The following is a 23,468-nucleotide window of genomic DNA, read 5'->3' on the forward strand; positions in this document are numbered from 1 at the left end:
ATAAAAATCAATATCTTGTGTCAAAAAATAAAATTTTTTTAAAATTACACAAGATATTGATAGTTTTTATTTTAATTTATAGAGTTTAAAATCTTTGAATTCACTTTGAACCGCTTGATAATTTTCAGCTAAGAGTTGCTCAACTTCTGTCCATAGACTTGTTTTTGTATTCACTACAATCATCTTTGGTTGATTATCTCTCAGATCATTAATAAGTCTGGTACGATTTTCACCAAGTCCTGTATGCAACCTAGGCGAAAGCAACTGACTCGCAGCTAAACGTTCACTAGCCTTATAACTACTTGTCAGATTGTCCCAAACATAGATACGATCTGTAGCTTGAGTTTCCCCTTTTACCTTAGTTTCGATGGCTGTACGTTCTTGATATTGTTCTGCATGAAGTAAATATCGTGATACTACAGGTGCTAAGAATAGGTAAGCAAGAGCTAAAATTGGTAGATAGACATTTCCTTTTACAAAAGCTCCCCATACCGAAGTTTCTTCTCTAGATCTTCTACGACGATTCGCTCCTTCTGGCTTCTCTGTAGGAATTCGTGTCAGCAAAAGAAGCGATAAGAAAGGAAGGAACTCAATCATACGACTACCATTGATAAGATCTGTAGAAAAAATCTCTAAAATCAATACCAAAATGACAGCCATTGAAGCAGAGATTGATAAGACTGACTGTTTCAATGGTTTAGATTGGAAGAGACCTGTAAATGCTAGCGTCAATGCTCCAAGAGCAATTGCTAACAATCCATAAAAGAGGATATTGTCGAGTAATCCCGAGTTAGACGTAAAGTTTAAACTATCTAATGGATAAAGGATTTGACTAATGGCATTTCCGAAACTGCCTTTATAAGCTGTGTAGTATCCAATTGGATAAAAGAAGATTGAAAAACCAAGGCCCGCTGCAAAAAATTGATAGAGGCCATGATTCAACTTATTGCGACCAACATTAAATACTGTTAGAGCAAAAAACAAAACAAATCCATACAAAGCTGTGACCAAGGGCGCAAAGAAAAATGCTAGAGCCAAGCTAGCTCCAATCCGGATAAATCCTTTGTCAAGGCTTGATTCTGCCAAATAAGCTGTTACTAAACTCAAGGCATAGAACAAGAATGGGAGGGCTAGAATAGTTGCATAGCCCCCACCAAAACTAAGAGCACTAGCCAGGACATAAAAGACCGTCAACACTTGTTGCGATTGCTTGTTTTGTTCCGTTAGATTGTAAGCCGAACGGAAAAGAAAGAATCCCGCACCTACTAAGGCCAACCAATTAAAGACGGCAAATAAAATACTGCCCTTGGTTAAATACTGTAAAAAGTAATAGAGGAGACCACTAGTTCCAAAATAATCTGTGTAGATAGCTCCGCTCTGATGCATAGCCCATCCAATATAAAAATCCTGAGACTGCTCCGGACTTATTAACCCTAAGAAGAAGGGTAAAATTACGGACACAAGCACCACTATAGTACTCAAAAAGAGGATATTCAAAAATGGTAAGCGGGCAGGCTGACGAGTTTCAACCTCGAGTTGCTCCTCATTTTCTACTGGAGCATCCTGACTTCCCATCCAAGTTGGAGTTGGTTCGTCTTCTAATCTGCCATATACGTTCATTCGCTCTCTCCTATATTTTAATTTGTTCTAGTATATCAAAAAGTCTAATTCTTGTCAGCCTTTGGCGGACGTTCGCTCCACTTTGCAGACAAGGTAACAAAGCGTTCAGTCTCATAAAAACGATGATATGAAACTCTTTTATAGCGGTCTAAAAAATTTTTTTCTTCTACTGTCAGCATAGTCATTTCTCCTTTTCTCTTAATTCGAAAAATGAAGAAAAAATTAAAAAAGCTGAATCCCTCAATAGAGAATTCAGCTTTTTATTTTTAGTCAGCTTTCTTTTCTAAGTTTTTAGAAATGCTTCGATTTTTACCTTCCAGATACACCATAAGAATGGAAATATCTGCTGGGTTTACACCTGAAATACGGCTAGCTTGGCCGATGGTTTCTGGATTGATGAGCTTAAACTTCTGGCGAGCTTCTGTCGCGATAGAGTCAATATCATCCCAGTCAATATTCGCTGGAATCCGTTTTTCTTCCATGCGTTTCATCTTGGCAACCTGATCCATGGCTTTTGAAATGTAGCCTTCGTACTTGATTTCTGTTTCAATCAATTCGATAATCTTGTCATCTAACTCTTCAGCAGCAGGTCCGATAAAGGCCACCACATCTTGGTAAGACACTTCTGGGCGGCGAAGGAATTCCTTGGCTGTCACCGCATCTGTCAATGGCTTGAACCCCATCTCCTCAACCTTAGCATTTGTTTCCTTGACTGGCTTGAGTTTGATGCTGTCTAAACGCTTCATTTCATTTTCAAATTGATTTTTCTTGATTTCAAAACGAGCCCAACGTTCATCGTCAACAAGCCCAATCTCGCGTCCCATCTCGGTCAAACGCATATCGGCATTGTCATGACGGAGAATGAGGCGGTATTCAGCACGACTGGTCAAGAGACGGTAAGGTTCAATGGTCCCCTTAGTCACCAAGTCATCAATCATAACCCCGATATAACCGTCGCTTCGCTTCAAAATCAACTCAGGCTTGTCTTGGATTTTCAGAGCCGCGTTGATACCCGCGATAATCCCTTGACCTGCTGCCTCTTCGTAACCAGATGTACCATTTGTTTGACCAGCTGTGAAAAGTCCTGAGATTTTCTTGGTTTCCAGAGTTGCACGCAACTGATGAGGCAAAACCATGTCATACTCAATAGCATAACCAGTTCGCATCATCTCTGCATTTTCCAAACCTTTGATAGAATGAACCAAGTCACGTTGGACATCCTCAGGAAGACTTGTTGAAAGCCCTTGGACATAAACTTCTTCTGTGTTTCGTCCTTCTGGCTCAAGGAAAAGCTGGTGACGTTCCTTGTCCGCAAAGCGAACAATCTTGTCCTCAATCGATGGGCAGTAGCGAGGTCCCACTCCCTTGACCACACCTGTAAACATAGGCGCGCGGTGGAGGTTATTCTGGATAATTTCATGACTGGTACCATTGGTATAGGTCAACCAGCACGGTACTTGGTCTTTGACATAATCTTCATCACGTGAGGTGTATGAGAAGTGATTTGGCGTTTCATCTCCTGGCTGAATCTCTGTCACATCATAGTTGATAGAAGAAGCCTTGACACGGGGAGGCGTTCCTGTCTTGAAACGACCGATTTCAAGTCCAAGTCCCTTGAGATTGTCAGCAAGGTTTATAGAAGCTAGACTGTGGTTTGGCCCTGATGAGTACTTGAGATCTCCGATGATGATCTCCCCACGGAGGGCTGTCCCTGTGGTCACGATAACAGCCTTGGCAGCATACTCTTGATGGGTCGCTGTACGAACACCGACAACCTTGCCATCTTCCACCAAAATCTCATCAATCATGGTTTGACGAAGGGTTAGATTTTCTTGATTTTCAACCGTCTTGCGCATTTCCTTAGAGTAAAGTTCCTTATCAGCCTGCGCACGAAGGGCACGGACAGCTGGTCCCTTCCCAGTGTTGAGCATCTTCATCTGGATATAACTCTTGTCAATGGTCTTAGCCATTTCGCCACCAAGGGCATCTACCTCACGCACGACAATCCCCTTGGCAGAACCACCAATAGACGGATTACATGGCATGAAAGCCAACATTTCAATGTTGATAGTCGCAAGCAAGACCTTGCAACCCATACGGCTCGCAGCTAGGGAAGCTTCAACCCCCGCATGTCCCGCACCGATTACAATAATATCGTATTCTTCTGTAAAATTATAAGTCATCTCTTAACCTTTCAAAAATTTCTCGTAAATAAGGAACTATCTTCTCCTCCTCTAGAGCTTGATCCATAGTAACCCATTTAAAGTGTGTATGCTCTTCAGGATCTAATCTGATAATTGGCTTCTCCCCAACCCACTCTGCTTTATAAACTAAGCGAGTAAAGACAATATTCTTAGAGGTATCCAGTTGACTATCTTCGTGAAGAAGTTTGAGCGATCCTCTATCTAGCCTAACTCCCGCTTCTTCAACACATTCTCTAAGAGCTCCATCTCGCGGAAGTTCACCCTTTTCAACCCCGCCACCAGGAATATCCCAGTAAGTTGGATAAACGTTGGGTTGTCCTCTTTTAATTTCCGAACGCTGAATAAGCAAAAAATCACCACCACTATGAACAAGCACATGGGCAATAAGCTTAACCATCATTTTCTCTCCTATTCTTCAAGGTGAATGTGTCTTAGTTGGCCGTCCCAAGCTGGCAAGGCTGTTTTTAAAAAGGCTGGAACTAGCTGGATATCCTCAAGCCTGTCCAAGTCAATCCACTCACAGGGTTGCCTTTTCTCATCTTCCTGCATGGTCAATGGGGCATCCTCAAGTAAGTCTACCAGATAATGAAACTCGATGTTGTGATAAGAAACACCGTCCTGTTCAAAACGATTTTCAACCACAAAAGCTAGCTCCCCAGCTTGAGCTTTGACACCCAGTTCTTCACCCACTTCGCGAACTACGGCTTCTTCCGTTTTTTCGTTCACTTGGATCGCACCGCCAATAGTGTAATACTTGTCCTTATCTTTGGTGACTAGGAGCTTGCGGTTTTGAAGAATCAAAGCTGTCGCCCGAACGCCAAAAACCGTATTTCCCACTTTTGTCCGAAAGTCTTGTTGAGTCATGTTGTCCCTTCCTTAAAACGACACAAAAACAGTCAAAACTCGTAAGAAGTGCAGGACAAAAAAGCCTGCAACATCCATGAGCTTTGACCATCATTTCTATTGCTTTTATTATTGTAGCAAATTGAGAACATTTGTCAATCTAAATGTACTGACAAACCTTGCCATCACGGTAGGCATTGTCAATCAAACCACCACCGAGACATTCTTCGCCGTCATAAAAAACAACTGCCTGTCCCGGTGTAATCGCACGTTGTGGTTCCGCAAAGATGACTTCTGCCTTGTCTCCTTTGACATGGACGGTCACCTTCGAGTCAGGCTGACGATAGCGGAATTTAGCCGTGCATTCGAGCGTAAATTCCTCTGGCATATCACGAGTAAAGTGGACCTGACTGGCTTCTAAGCTAGTTGACATAAGCGAGTCATGGTAGAATCCTTGGCCTACATAGAGAATATTCTGACTTAGGTCTTTTCCAACAACAAACCAAGGAGCATTGTCACCACCGTGTTGGCCACCGATACCAAGTCCGCCACGCTGACCGATCGTATAGTACATTAGACCAGCATGCTCGCCCATATCGCGACCATCCACAGTCATCATTCGACCAGGCTGAGCTGGTAAGTAGTTGCTGAGAAATTCTTTAAAGTTCTTTTCTCCGATAAAGCAAATCCCTGTTGAATCTTTCTTCTTAGCAGTCGCAAGGCCTGCTTCTTCTGCTAGTTTGCGAACTTCAGGCTTTTTCAAATGTCCCAGTGGGAACATGGTCTTTTGTAATTGTTCTTGCGAAAGTTGGCTGAGGAAATAGGTCTGGTCTTTGCCATTGTCCACGCCACGAAGCATGTGAACGATACCATCCTCATCACGCGCCACTCGGGCATAGTGCCCAGTCGCTACATAGTCTGCTCCCAAGGTCATGGCATAGTCCAAAAAGGCCTTAAACTTGATTTCCTTGTTACACATAACGTCTGGATTTGGCGTGCGTCCTGCACGGTATTCCGCTAGGAAGTACTCAAAAACGCGGTCCCAGTACTCTTTTTCAAAATTGACAGAGTAGTAAGGAATGCCAAGTTGGTCTGCCACTGCAGCCACATCCTTGTAATCTTCGGTCGCCGTACAGAAGCCGTTTTCATCTGTGTCATCCCAGTTCTTCATGAAGATACCGATCACATCGTAGCCCTGCTCCTTGAGAAGAAGAGCCGTCACCGACGAATCAACACCACCACTCATCCCCACGACAACACGTGTTTTAGAGTTATCACTCATGGTAGTTCTCCCATCTATTCGTTTATTCACGATTGAAGGTCGTTTGAGCAGTTTTCATTATAACATGCTTGGTTAGAGAAGACAAGGAAGATACTGACAAACTATCAACCTCTTCTGTCAATACATGAAGATAGGATACAAAAGAAATCAATTCATTCCTAAATCTCTATTCTCTTTAAAAACTTATTTTTAAAATCAACTAAAAATGATATACTTTAATAAGGAGGAATGCGCACATGATTCCATATATACACCATCATCCATGTGCGTAGGACTAATGTGAACAACTACAAAGATATTCTAAAATCAAAAAATACTATTTTTATTATTACACTTATTGCAGGTATTGGACTTTTGACAGGCTTAGTCCTCCATCAAGAAAAAATCCAAGCAGAGAGAGGGAACGTTGCTCTCATCAAACAACAAAAAAATCAACAAGATGTCGAACAAGTAAAAAACGCCATTAAAGACTTCAATATTGATTCTGAAACCATTATAGAAGATTGGAAAAAAATTCAAGAATTAAAACCAACTACTGATGAAGGCAAAAAGACATTAGCAGACTTTCTCGCTTCTACTGCCGATAAAGTTACAAATCATTATAGTGAAAAAGCTTTGAAATTAGATATAAAGGATTCTGATAGCCAGTTTCAAGATAAACAAACACTTGAGACAGCCATCACTTCCTTGCAAAAAATAATAGACATCATTAAAAATATTAATTCTGCCAGCGACCAAGTTGCTCTTGAAGAAAAGATAAAACCAATTCAAGAACTAATCTCTAAATTCCAAAAACAAGTTGAAGTCTTGACCAAAAAAGAAGAAGAAAAAACTACCCAAACGGAAACGACTACTAGAGATGCTGGAATAGAAGCCAGCCGTTCAGAAGATAGTAGCTATATTCAAAGCTATCCAGAAACAAATGGAAGCATATCTAATTCCCAAGCACCTGCAGCTGAGCAGTCTTCATCTGGTAGTACTAGTAGTGGAGGAGATAATAGCGCTAATACAGGAGGTCAAACTGCTGATTCTTCAGGTTCTCAATCAGAGTCTAATAGCGTTACAACCAGTTCGTCTAACTAATAATCTAGATGGCGAAATCCCATAAACTTGTAAGCCCTCAACACCAATGTTTATAATGATCTCTCATCAAATGCAAACACACAAAAAGAGCCGTTTAGGGCTCTTTTTTAGGGTTCTATGATATTGGTAGCAGGTTAATTCCCTATAGATATTATGGAGCCAATTATTGATAAAAACTTTAGTCATCTTCGTCTCTATAAAAATATTTTCTATACACTCTTGATAATACCAAAATTAATGCCCATATCGTACTCAGAGCTATAATAATAGAATTTATTGGATTTATTTCAGTATGTCCAATCACTAGTCCAATTATTGGACTAGTAGACATGCTTAGATATAATAAAAATGACAAAAATGATGTTGCTGCTGAATCTCTCAACTCTTTATCTTTACAATGGTGATAAGTTACTTTGCAAACAGCTTTGCTACACTCTCTTGGAGGAAGCAAAAATAAGCAGACAGTATGACACACTTACGTTTTCCTATATTCGTATAGGCATTTGTACTAATGATACTCAGTTGATACAAAATGGACTCTCCTTAGCTAAGCTAGTAAAAGATGAACACTTACTAACAGAACTAGAGCGAGAAGTTGATATCTTTGTAAACAAAAAAAGAAAGTCATTGAGACTTCCTTTTTTATATCTTCTTAGTACCAACCGTTGTTAAGCCAGAAGTTCTTAGCAGCTGTCCATGAACCGTAACGTCCTGCAACATAAGCGTCTGCTACACGTTCTTGGTTTTCAGCTGAGTAGTCGCCGTTCAAGTAAGAATCTGTCAATTGGTAACGTCCGATGTAACGTCCGTTTGTCGCAGTGTAGCTACCACCTGATTCTTTTTGAGCGATCCATTCTTTCGCTTCTGCTTCAGATCCGCTTACAGTTGCAGCTGGAGCTGAGTAGCTTTCTGCTGCTGCAGGTGCTGAAGCTGGAGCTGGAGCTTCGTAAGTTTCTTCGTATGTAGTTTCTTCTACAACAGTTTCAGCAACTGCTGGAGTTTCTTCAACTGCTGCTACAGGAGCTTCTGTTGTTGTAGTTTCAGCAACTGGAGCTTCTCCATCGATAACCAATACTTGGTCAATAAAGATAAGGTCAACATTTTTAATGTTGTTCAATTTAGCTAATTTTTCAACTGTTGTGTTGTAAGTCTCAGCAATTTCTGAAAGAGTATCTCCAGGTTTAACTGTATAAGTTTTTGTTTCTTGCGCAAAAGTAAATGATGGTGCAAGGAAAGCAAGTACAACTGCAAATCCTGCAAGTTTAGTCTTAATGTTTAATTTCATTTAAAAAAGTTCTCCTTCTTTCTTATACTACCATGATACCTTTCTAATGTTACTATTTGTTAACGAATTTGTGTAGAAATGTTACAAAACTGTGATTTATTTACTTAAAAAAGCCACTTTTTGTTACAAAACCCTTGTTATAAAAGCTTTTTAATCTTTTTATATATTTCAGAAAGTAATTAAGCACTTACATCTAATCTTTGCTATAATAGAAGTAAGAATCTTTTTAAGGGGAAACAGATGCAATCACTTCGTTTTCAATCTGTCTTTGATATCATTGGACCAGTCATGATTGGGCCATCTAGTAGTCACACGGCAGGAGCTGTTCGTATCGGTAAAATCGTTTCATCTATCTTTGATGATACTCCAACGGAGGTTGAATTCCAGCTTTTTAACTCTTTTGCAAAAACCTATCGTGGACACGGGACAGACCTTGCCCTTGTAGCTGGTATTTTGGGAATGGATACGGATGATCCTGAAATTCCAAATAGTTTAGAAATCGCCCATAAGCGTGGCATTAAAATCGTGTGGACCATCCAAAAGGATAGTAATGCTCCCCACCCAAATACTACGAAAATCACTGTTAAGAACGATCGTAAGACTATCAGCGTAACAGGGATTTCAATCGGCGGTGGAAATATCCAGGTAACAGAATTAAATGGTTTTGCCGTATCTCTCAACATGAACACCCCTACCATCATCATCGTCCACCAGGATGTTCCAGGTATGATTGCACATGTGACCGAGGCTCTTTCTCGCTTCGGCATCAACATCGCCCAAATGAATGTAACTCGAGAAAAAGCCGGCGAGAAAGCAATCATGATTATTGAAGTTGATAGTCGAAACTGTGAAGAATCTATCGAAGAGATTCGGAAAATTCCTCATTTGCACAATGTCAATTTCTTTCAATAGGAGAAAATATGTTTTACTCTATCAAAGAATTAGTCGAACAAGCCGAACTTGACTTCCAAGGAAATGTTGCTGAGCTCATGATTAGGACTGAGTATGAGCTAACTGGTCGTGAGCGTGAGGAAGTTCTCCTCCTCATGGAACGCAATCTTGAAGTCATGAAGGCCTCTGTTGAACTCGGTCTCAGCGAAAAAAAATCTCGTAGTGGTTTAACTGGTGGAGACGCAGCTAAGCTCGACCACTACATCAAAAAAGGAAAGACCTTATCAGACTTCACTGTCTTGTCTGCCGCCCGTAACGCCATTGCCGTTAATGAGCACAATGCCAAGATGGGCCTTGTGTGTGCGACACCGACTGCAGGTAGTGCAGGTTGTCTTCCCGCAGTTCTCACATCCGCTATTCAAAAGTTACATTTAAGTCATGAACAACAACTAGATTTTCTCTTTGCTGCTGGTGCTTTTGGGCTCGTCATTGCTAATAACGCTTCTATCTCGGGAGCTGAAGGAGGCTGTCAAGCCGAAGTTGGATCCGCCTCTGCCATGAGCGCTGCTGCCCTAACTCTAGCTGCAGGTGGAACTCCTTATCAAGCGAGTCAGGCTATCGCCTTCGTTATCAAAAACATGCTCGGTCTTATCTGCGATCCCGTTGCAGGTTTGGTTGAGGTTCCATGTGTTAAGCGTAATGCCATGGGAGCAAGCTTCGCCTTCATCGCAGCTGATATGGCTTTAGCCGGTATTGAATCAAAAATCCCAGTTGACGAAGTCATTGATGCCATGTACCAAGTAGGCTCTAGCCTCCCAACTGCCTTTCGTGAAACTGCCGAAGGTGGTCTCGCAGCCACACCAACAGGCCGTCGCCTTCAAAAAGAAATCTTCGGCGAATAATTTCAAGATTACTAGGAGAATCAATGTCATCCCTATCAGCCATCTTTTTCGACTTAGATGGAACCCTTGTGGACAGCTCTATCGGTATTCACAATGGCTTCACCTATACTTTTGAACAACTGGGAGTCCCTAGTCCAGATGCAAAAACCATCCGTGGTTTTATGGGACCACCTTTGGAAACTAGTTTCGCTAGTTGCTTACCAACTGAGCAGATTGAGCTAGCTATCCAGCTTTATCGTTCTTACTATAAGGAAAAAGGAGTTTACGAAGCCCAACTATTTCCACGAATCAAGGAACTACTCACTGAACTAGCCCAACAGTATCCTCTCTATATCACGACAACAAAAAATACTCCGACAGCAGTCCATATGACAGCTAATTTTGAAATCGATCACTTCTTTGACGGCATCTATGGTTCAAGTCCTCAAGCGGTGCATAAGGCAGATGTCATTCGTCAAGCTTTGGCAACTCATAAATTGGACCCAGAAAAAGTGGTCCTTATCGGAGATACTAAGTTTGATATGATTGGTGCCCAAGAAACTGGCATTAAAAAACTAGCGGTTACTTGGGGATTTGGTGACGAGAAGGACCTCATGACCTATCAACCTGACTGGGTCGCACATCAACCAGCAGACATTTTACGTCAACTATAATTGAAACCCTAAACAAAAAACACTCCAATTTAATTGGGGTGTTTTTTAATTTGTTCTTGCTTTGATCTGTCATTTATTAGCTAGTTACTTCCTTAGTTGGCATTGCAAGCAGGACTAAAAGAATAAATCCTCCCATTGGAGCGAAAGCGAGAAAAATGAAGGCCCAGTGAAAGCCTGCATCACGTAAACGTCGAACTCTTAGAGCGATACTCGGTATGAATATCACTAGATAAAAAATGATATAAAAACTCAGAATTCCCACACTTGCGATAGGGTCTGCTACTTCTTCTTCAGTGAAGACAGTCTGAAAATAGGTAATATAAAGAGGAATGGACAAAATAGTGTTCATTATCCAAACCCACCAAAAGTCTGGACGTGTTGAACGTCCTGAAAAGTCTGCAAACCCTCTAAAGAAATTTTTATAGGCTTCAATCATAAGATACTCCTAATTATATGTTAAACAGGCGTGAGAACTACCAGACAAGATTCAACTGTAAAACAAGAATCTCTTAGTTCTTATCTGATTCTTCGAACGGTGTATCTTCGATGGCTTCTTCATTTTTGACTACTTGAGATTCACTATAGTTTACCACTTCAGTTTCTTTTGTCGGCATAGCGAAAAGAATCAAAAGAGCTATCCCTCCCATTGGAGCAAAGCGAAGGAAAATAAAGGCCCAGTGGAATCCAGCATCACGCAAACGGCGAACTGATAAAGCTAAAGTCGGTACTAAGATTGCTAGGTAGAAAATTGCATAAATAATGGCAACTAAACCAAAAACCATGAAAGTAGCTTCGCTGGCTGAATCGCTCACTGAATCCATCACGGTACTAAGAAATACAGTGTAGAAATAGATAATCCAGAAAGGAATAGAAAGGATGAGGTTTCCTAACCAAACCCACCAGTAATCTGGACGCGTCGAACGCCCAGTGAACTCTGCAAAATTCTTAAAAAAATTCTTATACGCGTTAATCATATGATACTCCCAACTTTTATTTTATCAGTAGATACTATACTGTACAGTTATAGAACACTCCCAAATCTAGTAAAAGACCTGGGAGTGTTAGCAAATTATTCGACAAGACTGAAACTTCTTCGTCCTTGTAGCATTCTTCAGATAGTTAATCTTATAGTGTTTCCTTTGTCGGCATAGCTAGGAGTACCAAAAGAGCGATACTTCCAACAAATGGAACAAATCCAACGAAGATGAGCGCCCAATGAAAACCAGCGTCACGTAGACGACGAACTGTCAATGCTAGTCCAGGCAAGAAAACTGCTAGTCCAAAAATGAAATAGACAAATCCGATTAAGCCCAAAGTCATAATAGCAGCTTCACTATCTGGATTTGCCATTGCAGCACCGTATGCCATGTAGAGAGGAATAGAAAGGATAATGTTTGCCAACCAAATCCACCAGTAATCTGCGCGAGTTGAACATCCTGAAAAATCTACATAACCTTTAAAGAAATTTTTAATTGCGTTAATCATAATATACTCCTATTTTCTTTTATGACTATATTTTATCATAAGTGTTGAAACCTGACAAGCCAACGCATGAGTCAAAAGAGCTTGCTTTAAACGTATAAAAAAGATACTATCTGCTCCTTCTCATAAACAGAAGTTGCAGATAGTATCTTGTCTATTTTTAGTCAGCATGTGTTGTTTCATTAGCAAAAGCTATGATTGCTCTCTTCAATTCAGAACCTTGCAAGGTACGGAACTCTTCAATCTTCTGATTGATCATATCAAGAGGCATTACATTTACTTTACCAACAAAGATTTTGTCCATTACTTGATTATCAACTAGTTCAGTTGATACAAGCAACTCTTCGTATAGTTTTTCACCTGGGCGAATACCTACTTCTACGATTGGAATTTCATTTTCAGTATGGCCACTGAGTAGAACCATTTTCTTAGCCAAATCGTAAATGCGTACTGGTTTGCCCATATCAAGGATAAAGACTTCTCCATCCTTTGCATAAGCGCCCGCATGAATCACCAAGCGACTAGCTTCTGGAATGGTCATAAAGTAACGAGTCATTCGGAAGTCTGTCACCGTTACAGGCCCACCTTCAGCAATCTGACGTTCAAAGACAGGAATTACACTACCACGGCTACCGAGTACGTTACCAAAACGAACCGCACAGTAGGTAGATTGGCTACGTTGATTAAATCCTGTAACAATTAACTCAGCCACACGTTTAGTTGCTCCCATTACGTTTGGTGGATTAACGGCCTTATCTGTCGAAATCATGACCATTTTTGGAACTCGTGCGGTGTCAACTGCCTTAGCAACATTATAAGTTCCAAGGATATTATTCTTGAAGGCTTCTTTTGGATTACGCTCCATCATCGGAACATGTTTATGGGCTGCAGCATGGTAAACAATCGCTGGTTCGTACTGTTCAAAAACTTGAAGCAAACGATCGTAATCTTGAATATCAGCAATGACAGGAACAAAATCAATTTCCTGGAACTTGCGAATCAATTCATGGTAAATCAGATAAATAGAGTTTTCTCCATGACCGAGCAAAATGACACGTTCAGGATTGAATCGACTAACTTGACGGCAGATTTCTGAACCAATCGAACCTCCAGCTCCAGTCACCAAGATTGTTTTGCCAGTGATTTCAGAACCCAGACGTGATTCATCAAGCTGAATCTCTTTACGTCCCAACAGGTCCGTGATATCAATTTTCTGGAAACCGCCTGCTTGAGGCTGGATACCTTGCACAACTGACTCAATCATCGGCATTTTGAAGCATTTGACACCGATACCGTTACACATTTGCAGGATTCGTTCATATTCAGATGGATCTAGAGACGGAATCGCAACGATAACTTTTTCAACTCTGTAGCGTTTAGCCAATTCTGGTAGATCATCATAAGACCCCAAAACTGGGATTTTCCCAAGTTTTTGTCCTTTTTTCTTTTCATCATTATCCAAAATCCCAACTAGTTCAAGGTCACTAGTAGGATGTTGGTAGCTGTTCATAAAGAGAGCGCCACCATCACCAGCACCAATCAAGAAGGTACGACGGTGTTCTCCAGCTCCATTTCCCTTTTTACGTCTTGAGTAAATCAACTGCCAAGTGATACGAGGAAGTAGAATCAAGAATGTTGTTAATAGGATAAAGAGTACGATAAAGCGGATAGAAAAGAGCGGCAAGAAAGCATAGCAGATCACATAAGATAAGATACTACTGATAGTTACTCCGAAGAAAATCTTCATGAAATCTGTTATTTTGCTATATCGACTAATACTTGCATTAAGCCCCCAGAATCCAATCATCAGTTGGTAGAAAAGGAAGGTTAGACCTGTGTAAATGACATAGTCTACCGGGGCTGGATTAATCAAGCCATAAAATAGAATATAGGAAACAATAATTGATAAGACCATACTGGCAATATCAAAAAATCCCCAAAATATTTGTTTCTGTTGTTTATTTAATACTTCAACCAGATCAATTACGTAATCTGTTATTTTTTTATTCATGTGAATGGTATCCTCCTATACAGAGAAAATGTTTAATTGAGCATGAGATAAGGAGTCTTAATTTAAATACTGAATTTCAGATTTATAACTTTTTCTCCATTTAAAACCTTTAATCAACCCAACTATTGTACCTATGCCGTAGGCAAAATGGATTGAAAATAGCATAAATGGCATTAAGAGCAATGCTACATTCTTATGTTTCAATAAGGTAAGTATAGTCAATGAAATTACAAATAGGCTATAAACTACTACTAGAAACATTAAAAACAATGGAGAAAAAGGTATTAGCATAGTACTTACAAAAATGCTTAACACAAACGCAAAGGGAACATAATGAAAAATAGATAGACATCTTGGTTTAACATGAGTTGTCAATCCAATCCACAGACCGTTTGAATACTTTTGGTGGAGCATCTTTTTAAATGTTGGTCGAATATATTGATAAGATAAAACATTGGGACTAAATCTTATTTTATATCCGTGATTTCTGATACGATAATGAAGTTCATTGTCTTCTGTTCTTCCAAGTTGTTCATCGACTAAACCAGCTTTCTCAAAAACTTCTCGACGGTACATACCATGAAAAATTGAAGAAACATATCTGTCTTGAGAACTATTTCGATAATCTGCGATGCTACTTCCAAACATATTTTCTTCAACGATATGTAAAGCTTCTGACCACTTCCCTTCGCCTTCAACAATCGTCGGTCTAGGGCCACCACAGATATATTCTCCCTGATTGATTAGCTCAACATTATTCCTCACAAAATTCTCTGTGACTTTGGAGTGCGCATCAATCTTCAAAATAAGGTCTCCATTAGAATTCTTAATCCCTAAATTAAAGCCACTTGCTTGATTCTTTTTAGGGTTATCATACAATCTAATTGACCTAAATTCAGTATCCTCAGAGATAAATCGCTGAATAATATCGGTTGTCTTATCTGTGGACATTGCATTAATAAATAGAATTTCAATATCTTCTTTATTATATGTCTGTCTTTTTAAATCTTCAATTAAGCCCGGTAAATATTTTTCTTCATTATAAGCACTAATCACAATAGAGACGATTAAATTATCGATTTGTTGAATCACTTACAGTCTCCTAATTATTTTCTTTCACTATTTTATCACAATTTTTCAGACTTTCATATTTTTATTTGAATCCCAGAAAAAAACTAGTAAATATATTGTCCTTCTTTACTATGATTTCTATCGGCTACGTAGCGAATCACATCAGGTCAACTTGACATCTTTAGGAAAAAAAATTAAAATAAGCTGTTATCAAAATCAGCTTACTGAGGTTCACATGAAAAAACGAGCACTCTTTTTTATTCTAGGAATTATCTTAATTGGAGCGATCTTAAGAGCTCCTTTCACAGCTTTACCAACTATTTTGGGAGATATTGCCCAAGGTTTAGGCGTGGAAGTTAGTTCACTTGGTGTTTTGACCAGTCTCCCTCTCTTGATGTTTGCCCTCTTCTCCTCTTTTGCGACTCGTTTGGCTCAAAAAATTGGACTCGAGCACCTTTTCACCTATAGTCTTATCGTATTGACCATCGGTTCAGTGATTCGTATCTTTAATCTTCCTCTACTCTATCTAGGGACTTTACTCATCGGAGCAAGTATTGCAATCTTTAACGTGCTCCTTCCTAGCGCCATTCAGGCCAATCACCCACAAAAAATTGGCTTTCTGACAACCATCTATGTGACCTCTATGGGGATTACAACGGCTCTTGCTTCCTATCTCTCAGTCCCCATTACTCAGGCAACATCCTGGAAAGGCTTGATTCTCTGTTTATCCTTGGTCTGCTTACTAACTTTAGTTGTCTGGTTCCCCAATCATCGTCACAATCATTTTCTAAAAGGAAGTGAGAAAAAACAAAAAAAAGAGAATATCTTAAAAAACAAGGAAGTTTGGGCTATTATTGTATTCGGTGGACTTCAGTCCTTACTCTTCTATACCAGTATGACCTGGTTACCTACCATGGCAATCAGTGCTGGCTTATCTCACACAGATGCCGGTCTTTTAGCTTCGATCTTTTCTCTGACTAGTATCCCCTTCTCGATGACCATTCCAAGTTTAACGACGCGTTTGTCCAATCATCACCGTCAAATCATGCTGACAGTCATCTCTATCGCTGGATTGCTTGGAATTGCCATGCTCTTATACCCGAGCAAGAGTTTCCTCTACTGGTTAGTAGCGCATCTCTTGATTGGTACTGCCTGTAGCGCTCTTTTCCCTTATCTCATGGTTTGCTTCTCCATCAAAACTAGCTCCCCTGAAAAGACAGCCCAATTGTCTGGGCTTGCCCAGACCGGCGGCTACATTTTGGCAGCTGTCGGCCCAGCCCTCTTTGGTTACAGCTTTGACATGTTCCATTCCTGGGTCCCAGCTGTTATTACCCTCCTAGTCATTGATATCATCATGACGATCTCACTCTTTATGGTGGATAGATCGGATAAAATTCTCTAATCTTCTAGTTTTTGCTAGAAGATTTTTTATATATAAAAATTTTACACATATTACTTGACAGGGCTTACATTTAGATGTATGATGTATGTGTAGAATAATTATATATAAAATTTTTACATACTAAAAAAGGAGGTGCCCCATGTATTTTCCAACATCAGCGGCCTTGATTGAATTTCTCATCTTGGCCATCCTAGAACAAGGGGATTCCTATGGTTATGAAATTAGTCAAACTATTAAACTCATTGCCAAAATCAAGGAATCTACCCTCTACCCCATCTTGAAAAAACTGGATACCAACCGCTACCTGACTACATACTCTCGCGAATACCAAGGTCGGATGCGGAAATACTACTCCTTAACAGAGATTGGGGAGGAGCAACTATTTGTACTCAGAGAAGAGTGGACACTCTACACTGACACTATCAACGGCATCATAGAAGGGAGCGTTCGCCATGACAAGAACTGAATATTTGAATCAGCTTGAAGCCTATCTGATGAAGCTTCCTCAATCTGATCGTATCGAAGCCATGGACTACTTCAAAGAACTCTTTGATGATGCGGGTCCAGAAGGTGAGGAAGAACTCATAGCTAGCCTCGGTAGTCCAAAAGAGGCTGCCCATGACATCCTGACTACACTTCTTGATAAAAAAATCAACGGAGAAAATTCCAATAAGAACAACCGTCAGGTTTTACAAATCGCAATCCTTGCACTTCTGGCTGCACCTATTGGGATTCCAGTCGGGATTGGTCTTCTCATGGCTATCATCGGGATTTTTATCGCTGCGATTAGTGTACTTTTAGCCTTCTTTGCTGTATCAGCAGCTGGGCTAATCCTAGGAGGCGTTCTCCTATTTGAAAGCTTCTACGTTCTGGCTGAATCGACATCTGCTTTTATGCTGATTTTTGGTGGAGGTTTGCTAGCTATTGGAGCTTCATCTTTAGTTCTGCTGGCAACGTCCTATGTGACTCGTTTCTTTGGAATACTAATCCTTCGACTTATTCAGTGGATTCTTAATAGAGGAAAGAGAGGTGAAAGTCATGCGTAAATTAACAAAAGGATTTCTTATCTTTGGTGTTGTTACTAGTATCATCGGTTTTGCCATGATGATCATCGGCATCCAAACAGATGGTGTCAGAAGCCTCCTTGCAATGTCTCAAAATCCAGTATTTGAAAGTCGAATGGAAGAGCTCGTTTTTGACCAAGATATTGAAAATCTAAACATTTCACTAACAGAACATTCGCTCGTCATTACGGAGTCAAACGATGACAAGATTCACATCCAGTATCACCCAACCATCTCTGAAAAAGAAAATCTTCAACATTCTACCAAAGAAAAAACTCTTGAGATTTCTGACACCAAATCAACTACACGTCGCTCTATAGGCTCTAGTGTCGAAGGTATCCTCTTTATCGCAAGCGGAATTTCTAGCCGCAATGATGAAGTTGTTCTCTCATTACCAAGAGGAAAAGACTTAAAAAATCTAACTGCCCAGGTAAACCATCGTATCCTTTCAATTGCCAATGCAAAACTCAGCAATGCCAAGATTCTGTCAAATGGCTATCTTCTTCGTATCACTGATAGCGAGATCAAAAATAGCCAACTGATCACAACTGGAATTGTCAATGTATTTGAAACCAGTCTAACAGATAGTCGCATCCAAGCAGACCATGAACATATCTCTGCTGAGGATATTCAAGTACATGGTAAGGTGGAGCTAGAGTCAAAAAAAGATATGGTCATCAAGCTAGCTAAAAAAGAACTTGAGAGAATTAATGTAGAACTTTCTTCTGACCATGGTTCCATCTATCATCGTAGTCGGGAAGGATATAATCCAAACGAAGAAAACAAGGAAGATGAAGAGTTCTCTAATCCTTACAAATCAGAGAAAAAAGATACACAAGATTTACTTGTCGCAAAAGCTGGTCAAGACATCAATCTACCAAAAGAGGAGGTTCGCTCGCCTTCTTATAGACATCATGAATAAAAAGTTACAATCAAAAGGGAGGTCTCATCATGACTCAAGAATGGTTCGAAAGTGCTGATTTCGAGAAAACAGCCAACAATGATAAAAAAGATAGCCCATCCGACTCAGTTCTCCTTGAAGAAGATTCAGATACAAAGGAAGAATCACTAGTAGTTGAGGAAAATCCTCAAGCCAATCCAGAAGATAAGGAAACTGACCTAGAGAAAGTAGAGAGTGACGAACACGAAGAAATCGTGGAAAATACAGAAAAGATAGACAAGTCAGAAGAACCTGTAGAGACTGAAGAACAAGAAGAACTGGCAACAAAGACAGACCAAGCAGAAGAACCAGTTAAGGAAGCATCTCAGCCTAGCAAATCTTTGGAAAGTCCATTTGTCCCAGATCCTGTCCCTACAAAAACTGCAATCTTCAAAGAAGAATTTACTGATTTTTGGATTTGGCTACGAGGAGCTCTGAAAGAACCCACAACTAGTTTTGATACAGATAAGAAACATAGTTATAACGCCTTTGCGCTACTACCTATCTTTTCTGCTACAAGTTTTCTCTTTATAGTTTATCACGCCAAACAAGGCTACTATGGTCGTATGGCAAGCATCGATGCTCACTTCAGGGAACAATTCCCGTCTCTCAATCTCTTCTCGGTCTTCTCCATCCTAGTAGCGACAAGTCTCTTCTTCTTTTCAATCCTCATGTGTGGATTTGTAGTCAAACGCTTTGTCGACCAAGACCGTAACTGGACACTGGAAAAAGCCTTGCAAGAGTATAGCAGACTCTTCGCCCTTCCTATCCTGCTCACGGGTATTGCGAGTTTCTTTGCCTTCTTTAATAGTCTACGTTTTGCAGTATTGCTTTGCTTGATTAGCATTGGGCTGGTACTTCTTGCCAACCTCTATACTATCTCGAAGCCGAGTAAGGAAAGTCAAACAGACTCCTTCTATCGCCTTCTCTTGGCCTTTCTAGTTAACGGAAGCATCCTATTTCTCTTTTTCCTAGCAGAAATGGCACTGGTTTTCGATTATCTTCGAATCCTAGCCTTTATATAAGAAAAAATCCTGTCAAAATGACAGGATTTTTCTAATTTTGAAAATACTAGTTTCGCTACAAAAACTGAATGTTTTAAATTATCTACATGATTCGCTTTGGGAAATAGTAAGAAATGATTGTCTTTACACAAGCCTTTACACAATCCAGCACAGTTGCTTGTTTATAGTGACTAACCATTATTTTCTCCTTTTTCAACACTTATCTTACTATAGCCATCAACTTCAATGATGCTATTCGAAGTTTGATTTGTGGTAGGGACCCTTAAAATTTCTCCTGTATTGTTTATATGCAAAGTATAGATTCCATCAAAGTCTTCAGGAACTGTAATAGATACATCGCCAACGAGAGTATCTATAAATATTTTTTCGAAAGTAGTATTTTTTCCTAAGGAAATGGTTACATCTAACTTGTCTTTCCCTTGTGAACTCAGTGCCAAATTAAATCCATGTTGCGAAAACGGAATATATAGACTATCTGAACTTATCTTAACATTTTTAGATATGTTATTCACTGATTCTTCGGAAACTTTTCCTTCTATTTGAACAGTTGTTTCATCGGAGTCACTCTTAACAACTTTAAGATCAATTGCTTGCTTTGAACCATAAAACTCTAACGTTTTAATACTTTTAGAAGAAAGAGTCCATGATTGTTTTACACTGACTGTCGTCTCTCCTCGTTTTAAGGTTAACAAAATTCCAGCTACTACAATCAATAACAACAGCCCAATTACGATTCCTATTTTTTTCATCACTAGTCCTCCTACTTAAATTCTTTTTTACTAAATACAGCCAAGGCAAGGACAATTACTGCTAGACTTACCACTATAGGATAGCATACGTTTATAAGGGTAAAATAACTGATATCTGCTGATGCTTTCAAATTTAACGTCATGAACAAATAGTCCTTCACACTCTCACCGTAATTTGGAAGAACGTAAACCAATAGGTTATCAAACAGTAAAATGTAGAGTGTGTAAATCATACATGATTCATAAACCTTATCAAATATTTGAAAAATCAATAAGGAGATACTAATAATAACCAAATAGTAAGGTAGCTGATGTAAAAAGGTCGAAACAATCAACACCAAGTCTCCCTCCAAATAAACAAGAGCTGTTAAACTATAAAAAATAGTCACATATAGGAAAGACAAACAAAAGGTTCCCAAAGTTTTATATAAAAATAACTTCCATCGTTGTTTTTCTTTTGTGAGCAGAATATTGATCGTACGGAAACTATAATCTTCCCCCCAGAAAAATAAATTAGCTGAGATGAAAAGCAAAGGAATAAAACCACTCACATTTGAAATCAACACTCGAAATACTGGGTCATTTTCATTTGATGACTTAAAAAATAGGTAGAATAACAAAACTAATAACCCTATCAACAAACTAGGAAGCACTCCTCTTTTTTCCCAGTAAAATTTATACATATCTGCCTTAAGAGAATTCATGACTCTCCTCCTTTCTTAAATCATCAGATAATATTACGCAAATAGTAGTCCTCAAAGCGTTCCTTCTTAACATAAATATCCTGTATCACTAGATTTGAAGCAACACTATATTGCAAAATAGTCATTAATTTTTCCTTTTCTGGCACAACCAGATAGTCATCATGCTCAAAATGAGCAACGCCCTCTTTTTCTAAAAACATTTTTAGAATCTGATTATCACTTGTCTTTAGGAAAATTTTTTCAGATAAATCATTCGCTAGCTCTTTTGAACTCATCACATTTAGAATCTTTCCTTGTTTCATGATGATATATTTATCTGTTATAAACTCCAACTCTGATAAGATATGGCTTGAAATTAAAAAGGTAACTCCCAACTGATCCCTTAAATTCAGAATCATTTTTCTTAAATCTGAAATCCCTTGAGGATCTAAACCATTCACGGGTTCATCTAGGATAATGAGCTCTGGATTATCCAAAAGCGCAATCGCTATTGATAACCTCTGCTTCATACCAAGAGAATAGTTTTTGACTTTTCGATCCCATGATGGTTCAGACAAGTGAACCAATTCCAACATTTCTATGATATCTGTCTTTAAACCAAATCTTGTCTTGTAATATTGCAAGTGTTGGCGTCCGGTCAAGTTTGGATAAAGGGCAGGTGATTCGATAATACTGCCGATCTTATGCTGAGAAACACTTTTGATTTCTCCCTTATCAGCTCGAATGAGTCCTAGGAGAATTCTCATTAATGTTGTCTTGCCAGCACCATTTTCACCGATAAGGCCACATATTTCCCCTTGCTCAATATCAAAGGAAATATTATGGAGAACCTGTTCTTTTCCATATGTTTTATCGATATTTTTAAGACTTAAAATCACACGATTCATAGTTTCTCTCCCTTCATTATATCTTTTGGCTTCATGAATTATCCTCCACCTCTGAAATTCCAAAATTCTTTACATCTGTAACTTCCTCAGGCAGAATTAAAACTCGCTCTTCGCCAGCATCTAAAATAGCTAGGCGAAAGACTTTGTTATTTATCGCTATCTCTACCAACTTTTGCTCAGTCGTGTTATTTCGAAACACCAAACTGTGGCGAGTCTGTGTAAAAGTCTCTAGCGAGATACTAAGATTCTCCATCTCTTCCTCCTACTCTAAATAACTCAATTAACCCTTCATTACATCTCTAGTTTACCGCTTTCATAAACAAAAAAACATGACAAAAATGTCATGTTAGCTCTTCATTTTCTCAAAAGTTTTTAAATCTCTTTCTTTCTCTCCAGAGATGCGCGCTTCTAATACTTGGTCTCCAAATGCTTGAGCGCAGATAATGGCTCTGTCATATAATTGGATAGCTTTTTCCTTATCCCGTTTATGAAATAAGGTACACATAGCTTCTAGCATATCTACGATTGGTTTCTTTTGAAAGTCCTGGGATAAAATCATCAATCTATTCATTGCCTTAACATAAGGCTCAAAAGTAGAGTAGGACTTTTCCATCCATTGAACAGCTAAAGAATCAAGCACCGTTTTCTTTAACATATAAGCTGTCTCTAAATCGGATGAATTCGTTTCTCTCAGAAGTTTTTTAGAAAGTTCCCAAAATAGTTCATGATTATACTCAGTCGGTCTTGCTATACATGAAACAAAGTACAATTTTATGAGAAGCAAATCATTCACCGAATAGTTTTTCCTTATCCTTACTTGCTCAAAATGCTCATCAAGTAAAGTATCGCCAAACCCTGCATCTTCACTTACAAAGACATCAAAACTAGCTTGTAAGGCACTAACTGCAATCTGCTCATCCTCAGGTAGACTATCATAATAGTGTTCGTAAACTCTTTCAAACAACTCTTCCTTAACCTGGATTCTATCATCATCCCCATAAGTTTGGAACTTAATGAGTTTATCCTTTAATATCAAGTAATCTGAAGGTAAGATTATATGATCCATATCTACTATATGTGAAATTGGACAGCCTAGTTTGTAAGCTATATACTCTACCTTGGATAAACTTGGAGAAGACTGGCCTGATTCAATCCGTGCTAATTGACGTACTGTTATCTCTCTTTCATCATCACAAAGAATTTCACGAGTGATATGTTTCATCTCTCGCAACATTCGGATTCTTTTCCCTACTTCCTTCTTAATATCCATATGCTCAATCTCCTGATAGTCCTTTGACAAACAATAGTATCTCTATTTTGTTATATTATACTGTCTTTTGCTAAGATAAGCAATGTTTAGAATCTCCTAT

The 23,468-nt window shown here is 39.2% G+C and carries 27 protein-coding genes; 9 read left to right on the plus strand and 18 right to left on the minus strand.

All coding sequences use genetic code 11. The annotated features are described in order from the left end of the window. Positions 1-66: 66 nt before the first annotated feature. The 6 genes from ACESNQ_RS07495 to mnmA all read right to left on the minus strand — a co-directional run bounded on the left by ACESNQ_RS07495 (position 67) and on the right by mnmA (position 5,949). On the minus strand, positions 67-1,620 hold the full coding sequence (locus ACESNQ_RS07495; protein WP_373075943.1) for a damage-inducible protein CinA: 1,554 nt from the start codon (positions 1,618-1,620) through the stop codon (positions 67-69). A 44-nt stretch (positions 1,621-1,664) separates the two neighbouring features. After that, a complete protein-coding gene (locus ACESNQ_RS07500) occupies positions 1,665-1,799 on the minus strand; it encodes a hypothetical protein (protein WP_373075944.1) in 135 nt (44 codons plus the stop codon). An 87-nt stretch (positions 1,800-1,886) separates the two neighbouring features. Then, positions 1,887-3,803, minus strand: coding sequence for a tRNA uridine-5-carboxymethylaminomethyl(34) synthesis enzyme MnmG (mnmG, locus tag ACESNQ_RS07505; protein WP_373075945.1), 1,917 nt, complete (start codon positions 3,801-3,803; stop codon positions 1,887-1,889). Continuing rightward, the gene (locus tag ACESNQ_RS07510) at positions 3,793-4,224 is read right to left on the minus strand and encodes an NUDIX hydrolase (RefSeq protein ID WP_373075946.1); all 432 of its coding nucleotides are present in this window, start codon (positions 4,222-4,224) and stop codon (positions 3,793-3,795) included. The genes mnmG and ACESNQ_RS07510 overlap by 11 nt, the downstream gene beginning before the upstream one ends. Before the next feature lie 8 nt (positions 4,225-4,232). After that, the gene (locus tag ACESNQ_RS07515; protein ID WP_373075947.1) at positions 4,233-4,688 is read right to left on the minus strand and encodes an NUDIX hydrolase; all 456 of its coding nucleotides are present in this window, start codon (positions 4,686-4,688) and stop codon (positions 4,233-4,235) included. A 139-nt stretch (positions 4,689-4,827) separates the two neighbouring features. Continuing rightward, positions 4,828-5,949 (minus strand): tRNA 2-thiouridine(34) synthase MnmA, encoded by a 1,122-nt coding sequence (gene mnmA, locus ACESNQ_RS07520; protein WP_373075948.1) that lies wholly within the window; start codon positions 5,947-5,949, stop codon positions 4,828-4,830. Positions 5,950-6,228: 279 nt separating this feature from the next. On the opposite strand from mnmA, the gene ACESNQ_RS07525 reads away from it, so the two are divergent. Continuing rightward, the gene (locus ACESNQ_RS07525; protein ID WP_006149033.1) at positions 6,229-7,032 is read left to right on the plus strand and encodes a hypothetical protein; all 804 of its coding nucleotides are present in this window, start codon (positions 6,229-6,231) and stop codon (positions 7,030-7,032) included. A gap of 178 nt (positions 7,033-7,210) precedes the next feature. On the opposite strand, the gene ACESNQ_RS07530 is transcribed toward ACESNQ_RS07525, so the two are convergent. Both ACESNQ_RS07530 and apf read right to left on the minus strand, forming a co-directional pair. Continuing rightward, positions 7,211-7,414, minus strand: coding sequence for a hypothetical protein (locus ACESNQ_RS07530; RefSeq protein WP_368910470.1), 204 nt, complete (start codon positions 7,412-7,414; stop codon positions 7,211-7,213). A gap of 270 nt (positions 7,415-7,684) precedes the next feature. Further along, positions 7,685-8,317 (minus strand): aggregation-promoting factor, encoded by a 633-nt coding sequence (gene apf / locus ACESNQ_RS07535; RefSeq protein ID WP_373075949.1) that lies wholly within the window; start codon positions 8,315-8,317, stop codon positions 7,685-7,687. Between the two features lie 240 nt (positions 8,318-8,557). Here apf and sdaAB point away from each other — a divergent pair, with 240 nt between their 5' ends. The 3 genes from sdaAB to ACESNQ_RS07550 are packed head-to-tail and all read left to right on the plus strand — an operon-like array spanning position 8,558 to position 10,763. Next, positions 8,558-9,229, plus strand: coding sequence for an L-serine ammonia-lyase, iron-sulfur-dependent subunit beta (sdaAB, locus tag ACESNQ_RS07540; RefSeq protein ID WP_004251057.1), 672 nt, complete (start codon positions 8,558-8,560; stop codon positions 9,227-9,229). An 8-nt stretch (positions 9,230-9,237) separates the two neighbouring features. Then, positions 9,238-10,110, plus strand: coding sequence for an L-serine ammonia-lyase, iron-sulfur-dependent, subunit alpha (sdaAA, locus tag ACESNQ_RS07545; RefSeq protein ID WP_373075950.1), 873 nt, complete (start codon positions 9,238-9,240; stop codon positions 10,108-10,110). A 23-nt stretch (positions 10,111-10,133) separates the two neighbouring features. Further along, complete coding sequence (locus tag ACESNQ_RS07550) at positions 10,134-10,763, plus strand: HAD hydrolase-like protein (RefSeq protein ID WP_373075951.1); 630 nt, start codon at positions 10,134-10,136, stop codon at positions 10,761-10,763. 76 nt (positions 10,764-10,839) lie between these two features. Here the strand turns inward: ACESNQ_RS07550 and ACESNQ_RS07555 are convergent, their stop codons facing one another. The 5 genes from ACESNQ_RS07555 to ACESNQ_RS07575 form a co-directional block, all read right to left on the minus strand. Next, the gene (locus tag ACESNQ_RS07555; RefSeq protein ID WP_223334458.1) at positions 10,840-11,199 is read right to left on the minus strand and encodes a DUF805 domain-containing protein; all 360 of its coding nucleotides are present in this window, start codon (positions 11,197-11,199) and stop codon (positions 10,840-10,842) included. A 73-nt stretch (positions 11,200-11,272) separates the two neighbouring features. Then, a complete protein-coding gene (locus ACESNQ_RS07560) occupies positions 11,273-11,737 on the minus strand; it encodes a DUF805 domain-containing protein (RefSeq protein ID WP_373075952.1) in 465 nt (154 codons plus the stop codon). A gap of 151 nt (positions 11,738-11,888) precedes the next feature. Beyond that, positions 11,889-12,248, minus strand: a complete 360-nt coding sequence (locus ACESNQ_RS07565; RefSeq protein ID WP_373075953.1) for a DUF805 domain-containing protein — start codon at positions 12,246-12,248, stop codon at positions 11,889-11,891. Between the two features lie 157 nt (positions 12,249-12,405). Next, the gene (locus ACESNQ_RS07570) at positions 12,406-14,256 is read right to left on the minus strand and encodes a polysaccharide biosynthesis protein (RefSeq protein WP_373075954.1); all 1,851 of its coding nucleotides are present in this window, start codon (positions 14,254-14,256) and stop codon (positions 12,406-12,408) included. A gap of 57 nt (positions 14,257-14,313) precedes the next feature. After that, positions 14,314-15,348: a glycosyltransferase family 2 protein gene (locus ACESNQ_RS07575; RefSeq protein WP_373075955.1), complete on the minus strand. Its 1,035-nt coding sequence runs from the start codon at positions 15,346-15,348 to the stop codon at positions 14,314-14,316. A 214-nt stretch (positions 15,349-15,562) separates the two neighbouring features. Between ACESNQ_RS07575 and ACESNQ_RS07580 the strand changes: the two genes are divergently transcribed. The 5 genes from ACESNQ_RS07580 to ACESNQ_RS07600 all read left to right on the plus strand — a co-directional run bounded on the left by ACESNQ_RS07580 (position 15,563) and on the right by ACESNQ_RS07600 (position 19,758). Next, a complete protein-coding gene (locus ACESNQ_RS07580; RefSeq protein WP_373075956.1) occupies positions 15,563-16,729 on the plus strand; it encodes a CynX/NimT family MFS transporter in 1,167 nt (388 codons plus the stop codon). Between the two features lie 139 nt (positions 16,730-16,868). After that, positions 16,869-17,195, plus strand: coding sequence for a PadR family transcriptional regulator (locus tag ACESNQ_RS07585; RefSeq protein ID WP_006153330.1), 327 nt, complete (start codon positions 16,869-16,871; stop codon positions 17,193-17,195). Next, complete coding sequence (locus ACESNQ_RS07590; protein WP_373075957.1) at positions 17,182-17,775, plus strand: DUF1700 domain-containing protein; 594 nt, start codon at positions 17,182-17,184, stop codon at positions 17,773-17,775. The genes ACESNQ_RS07585 and ACESNQ_RS07590 overlap by 14 nt, the downstream gene beginning before the upstream one ends. After that, positions 17,768-18,715 carry a DUF4097 family beta strand repeat-containing protein gene (locus tag ACESNQ_RS07595; protein WP_373075958.1) on the plus strand — a complete coding sequence of 316 codons (948 nt, stop codon included), beginning with the start codon at positions 17,768-17,770 and terminating at the stop codon, positions 18,713-18,715. Before ACESNQ_RS07590 ends, ACESNQ_RS07595 begins: the two co-directional genes overlap by 8 nt. 29 nt (positions 18,716-18,744) lie before the next feature. Next, positions 18,745-19,758, plus strand: coding sequence for a DUF6574 domain-containing protein (locus ACESNQ_RS07600; RefSeq protein ID WP_373075959.1), 1,014 nt, complete (start codon positions 18,745-18,747; stop codon positions 19,756-19,758). Between the two features lie 170 nt (positions 19,759-19,928). On the opposite strand, the gene ACESNQ_RS07605 is transcribed toward ACESNQ_RS07600, so the two are convergent. The 5 genes from ACESNQ_RS07605 to ACESNQ_RS07625 all read right to left on the minus strand — a co-directional run bounded on the left by ACESNQ_RS07605 (position 19,929) and on the right by ACESNQ_RS07625 (position 23,368). Then, complete coding sequence (locus ACESNQ_RS07605) at positions 19,929-20,507, minus strand: hypothetical protein (protein WP_373075960.1); 579 nt, start codon at positions 20,505-20,507, stop codon at positions 19,929-19,931. Positions 20,508-20,518: 11 nt separating this feature from the next. After that, complete coding sequence (locus ACESNQ_RS07610; RefSeq protein ID WP_373075961.1) at positions 20,519-21,211, minus strand: ABC transporter permease; 693 nt, start codon at positions 21,209-21,211, stop codon at positions 20,519-20,521. 23 nt (positions 21,212-21,234) lie between these two features. After that, entirely contained in the window at positions 21,235-22,098 is an 864-nt protein-coding gene (locus tag ACESNQ_RS07615) for an ATP-binding cassette domain-containing protein (protein ID WP_373075962.1), read from the minus strand. A gap of 31 nt (positions 22,099-22,129) precedes the next feature. After that, positions 22,130-22,351, minus strand: coding sequence for a hypothetical protein (locus ACESNQ_RS07620; RefSeq protein WP_373075963.1), 222 nt, complete (start codon positions 22,349-22,351; stop codon positions 22,130-22,132). 93 nt (positions 22,352-22,444) lie between these two features. Next, positions 22,445-23,368, minus strand: a complete 924-nt coding sequence (locus ACESNQ_RS07625) for a helix-turn-helix domain-containing protein (RefSeq protein WP_373075964.1) — start codon at positions 23,366-23,368, stop codon at positions 22,445-22,447. Positions 23,369-23,468 lie beyond the last annotated feature (100 nt).

The organism is Streptococcus infantis, from assembly GCF_964243025.1.
In the GTDB taxonomy this organism is placed as follows: Bacteria; Bacillota; Bacilli; order Lactobacillales; family Streptococcaceae; genus Streptococcus; species Streptococcus infantis_N.

Bases quoted from the DNA above. Each gene is read 5' to 3' on its own strand.
- ACESNQ_RS07495 (WP_373075943.1), bottom strand. From the start codon at position 1,620: ATGAACGTATATGGCAGATTAGAAGACGAACCAACTCCAACTTGGATG.
- ACESNQ_RS07500 (WP_373075944.1), bottom strand. From the start codon at position 1,799: ATGCTGACAGTAGAAGAAAAAAATTTTTTAGACCGCTATAAAAGAGTT.
- mnmG (WP_373075945.1), bottom strand. From the start codon at position 3,803: ATGACTTATAATTTTACAGAAGAATACGATATTATTGTAATCGGTGCG.
- ACESNQ_RS07510 (WP_373075946.1), bottom strand. From the start codon at position 4,224: ATGATGGTTAAGCTTATTGCCCATGTGCTTGTTCATAGTGGTGGTGAT.
- ACESNQ_RS07515 (WP_373075947.1), bottom strand. From the start codon at position 4,688: ATGACTCAACAAGACTTTCGGACAAAAGTGGGAAATACGGTTTTTGGC.
- mnmA (WP_373075948.1), bottom strand. From the start codon at position 5,949: ATGAGTGATAACTCTAAAACACGTGTTGTCGTGGGGATGAGTGGTGGT.
- apf (WP_373075949.1), bottom strand. From the start codon at position 8,317: ATGAAATTAAACATTAAGACTAAACTTGCAGGATTTGCAGTTGTACTT.
- sdaAB (WP_004251057.1), top strand. From the start codon at position 8,558: ATGCAATCACTTCGTTTTCAATCTGTCTTTGATATCATTGGACCAGTC.
- sdaAA (WP_373075950.1), top strand. From the start codon at position 9,238: ATGTTTTACTCTATCAAAGAATTAGTCGAACAAGCCGAACTTGACTTC.
- ACESNQ_RS07550 (WP_373075951.1), top strand. From the start codon at position 10,134: ATGTCATCCCTATCAGCCATCTTTTTCGACTTAGATGGAACCCTTGTG.
- ACESNQ_RS07555 (WP_223334458.1), bottom strand. From the start codon at position 11,199: ATGATTGAAGCCTATAAAAATTTCTTTAGAGGGTTTGCAGACTTTTCA.
- ACESNQ_RS07560 (WP_373075952.1), bottom strand. From the start codon at position 11,737: ATGATTAACGCGTATAAGAATTTTTTTAAGAATTTTGCAGAGTTCACT.
- ACESNQ_RS07565 (WP_373075953.1), bottom strand. From the start codon at position 12,248: ATGATTAACGCAATTAAAAATTTCTTTAAAGGTTATGTAGATTTTTCA.
- ACESNQ_RS07570 (WP_373075954.1), bottom strand. From the start codon at position 14,256: ATGAATAAAAAAATAACAGATTACGTAATTGATCTGGTTGAAGTATTA.
- ACESNQ_RS07580 (WP_373075956.1), top strand. From the start codon at position 15,563: ATGAAAAAACGAGCACTCTTTTTTATTCTAGGAATTATCTTAATTGGA.
- ACESNQ_RS07585 (WP_006153330.1), top strand. From the start codon at position 16,869: ATGTATTTTCCAACATCAGCGGCCTTGATTGAATTTCTCATCTTGGCC.
- ACESNQ_RS07590 (WP_373075957.1), top strand. From the start codon at position 17,182: ATGACAAGAACTGAATATTTGAATCAGCTTGAAGCCTATCTGATGAAG.
- ACESNQ_RS07595 (WP_373075958.1), top strand. From the start codon at position 17,768: ATGCGTAAATTAACAAAAGGATTTCTTATCTTTGGTGTTGTTACTAGT.
- ACESNQ_RS07600 (WP_373075959.1), top strand. From the start codon at position 18,745: ATGACTCAAGAATGGTTCGAAAGTGCTGATTTCGAGAAAACAGCCAAC.
- ACESNQ_RS07605 (WP_373075960.1), bottom strand. From the start codon at position 20,507: ATGAAAAAAATAGGAATCGTAATTGGGCTGTTGTTATTGATTGTAGTA.
- ACESNQ_RS07610 (WP_373075961.1), bottom strand. From the start codon at position 21,211: ATGAATTCTCTTAAGGCAGATATGTATAAATTTTACTGGGAAAAAAGA.
- ACESNQ_RS07615 (WP_373075962.1), bottom strand. From the start codon at position 22,098: ATGAATCGTGTGATTTTAAGTCTTAAAAATATCGATAAAACATATGGA.
- ACESNQ_RS07620 (WP_373075963.1), bottom strand. From the start codon at position 22,351: ATGGAGAATCTTAGTATCTCGCTAGAGACTTTTACACAGACTCGCCAC.
- ACESNQ_RS07625 (WP_373075964.1), bottom strand. From the start codon at position 23,368: ATGGATATTAAGAAGGAAGTAGGGAAAAGAATCCGAATGTTGCGAGAG.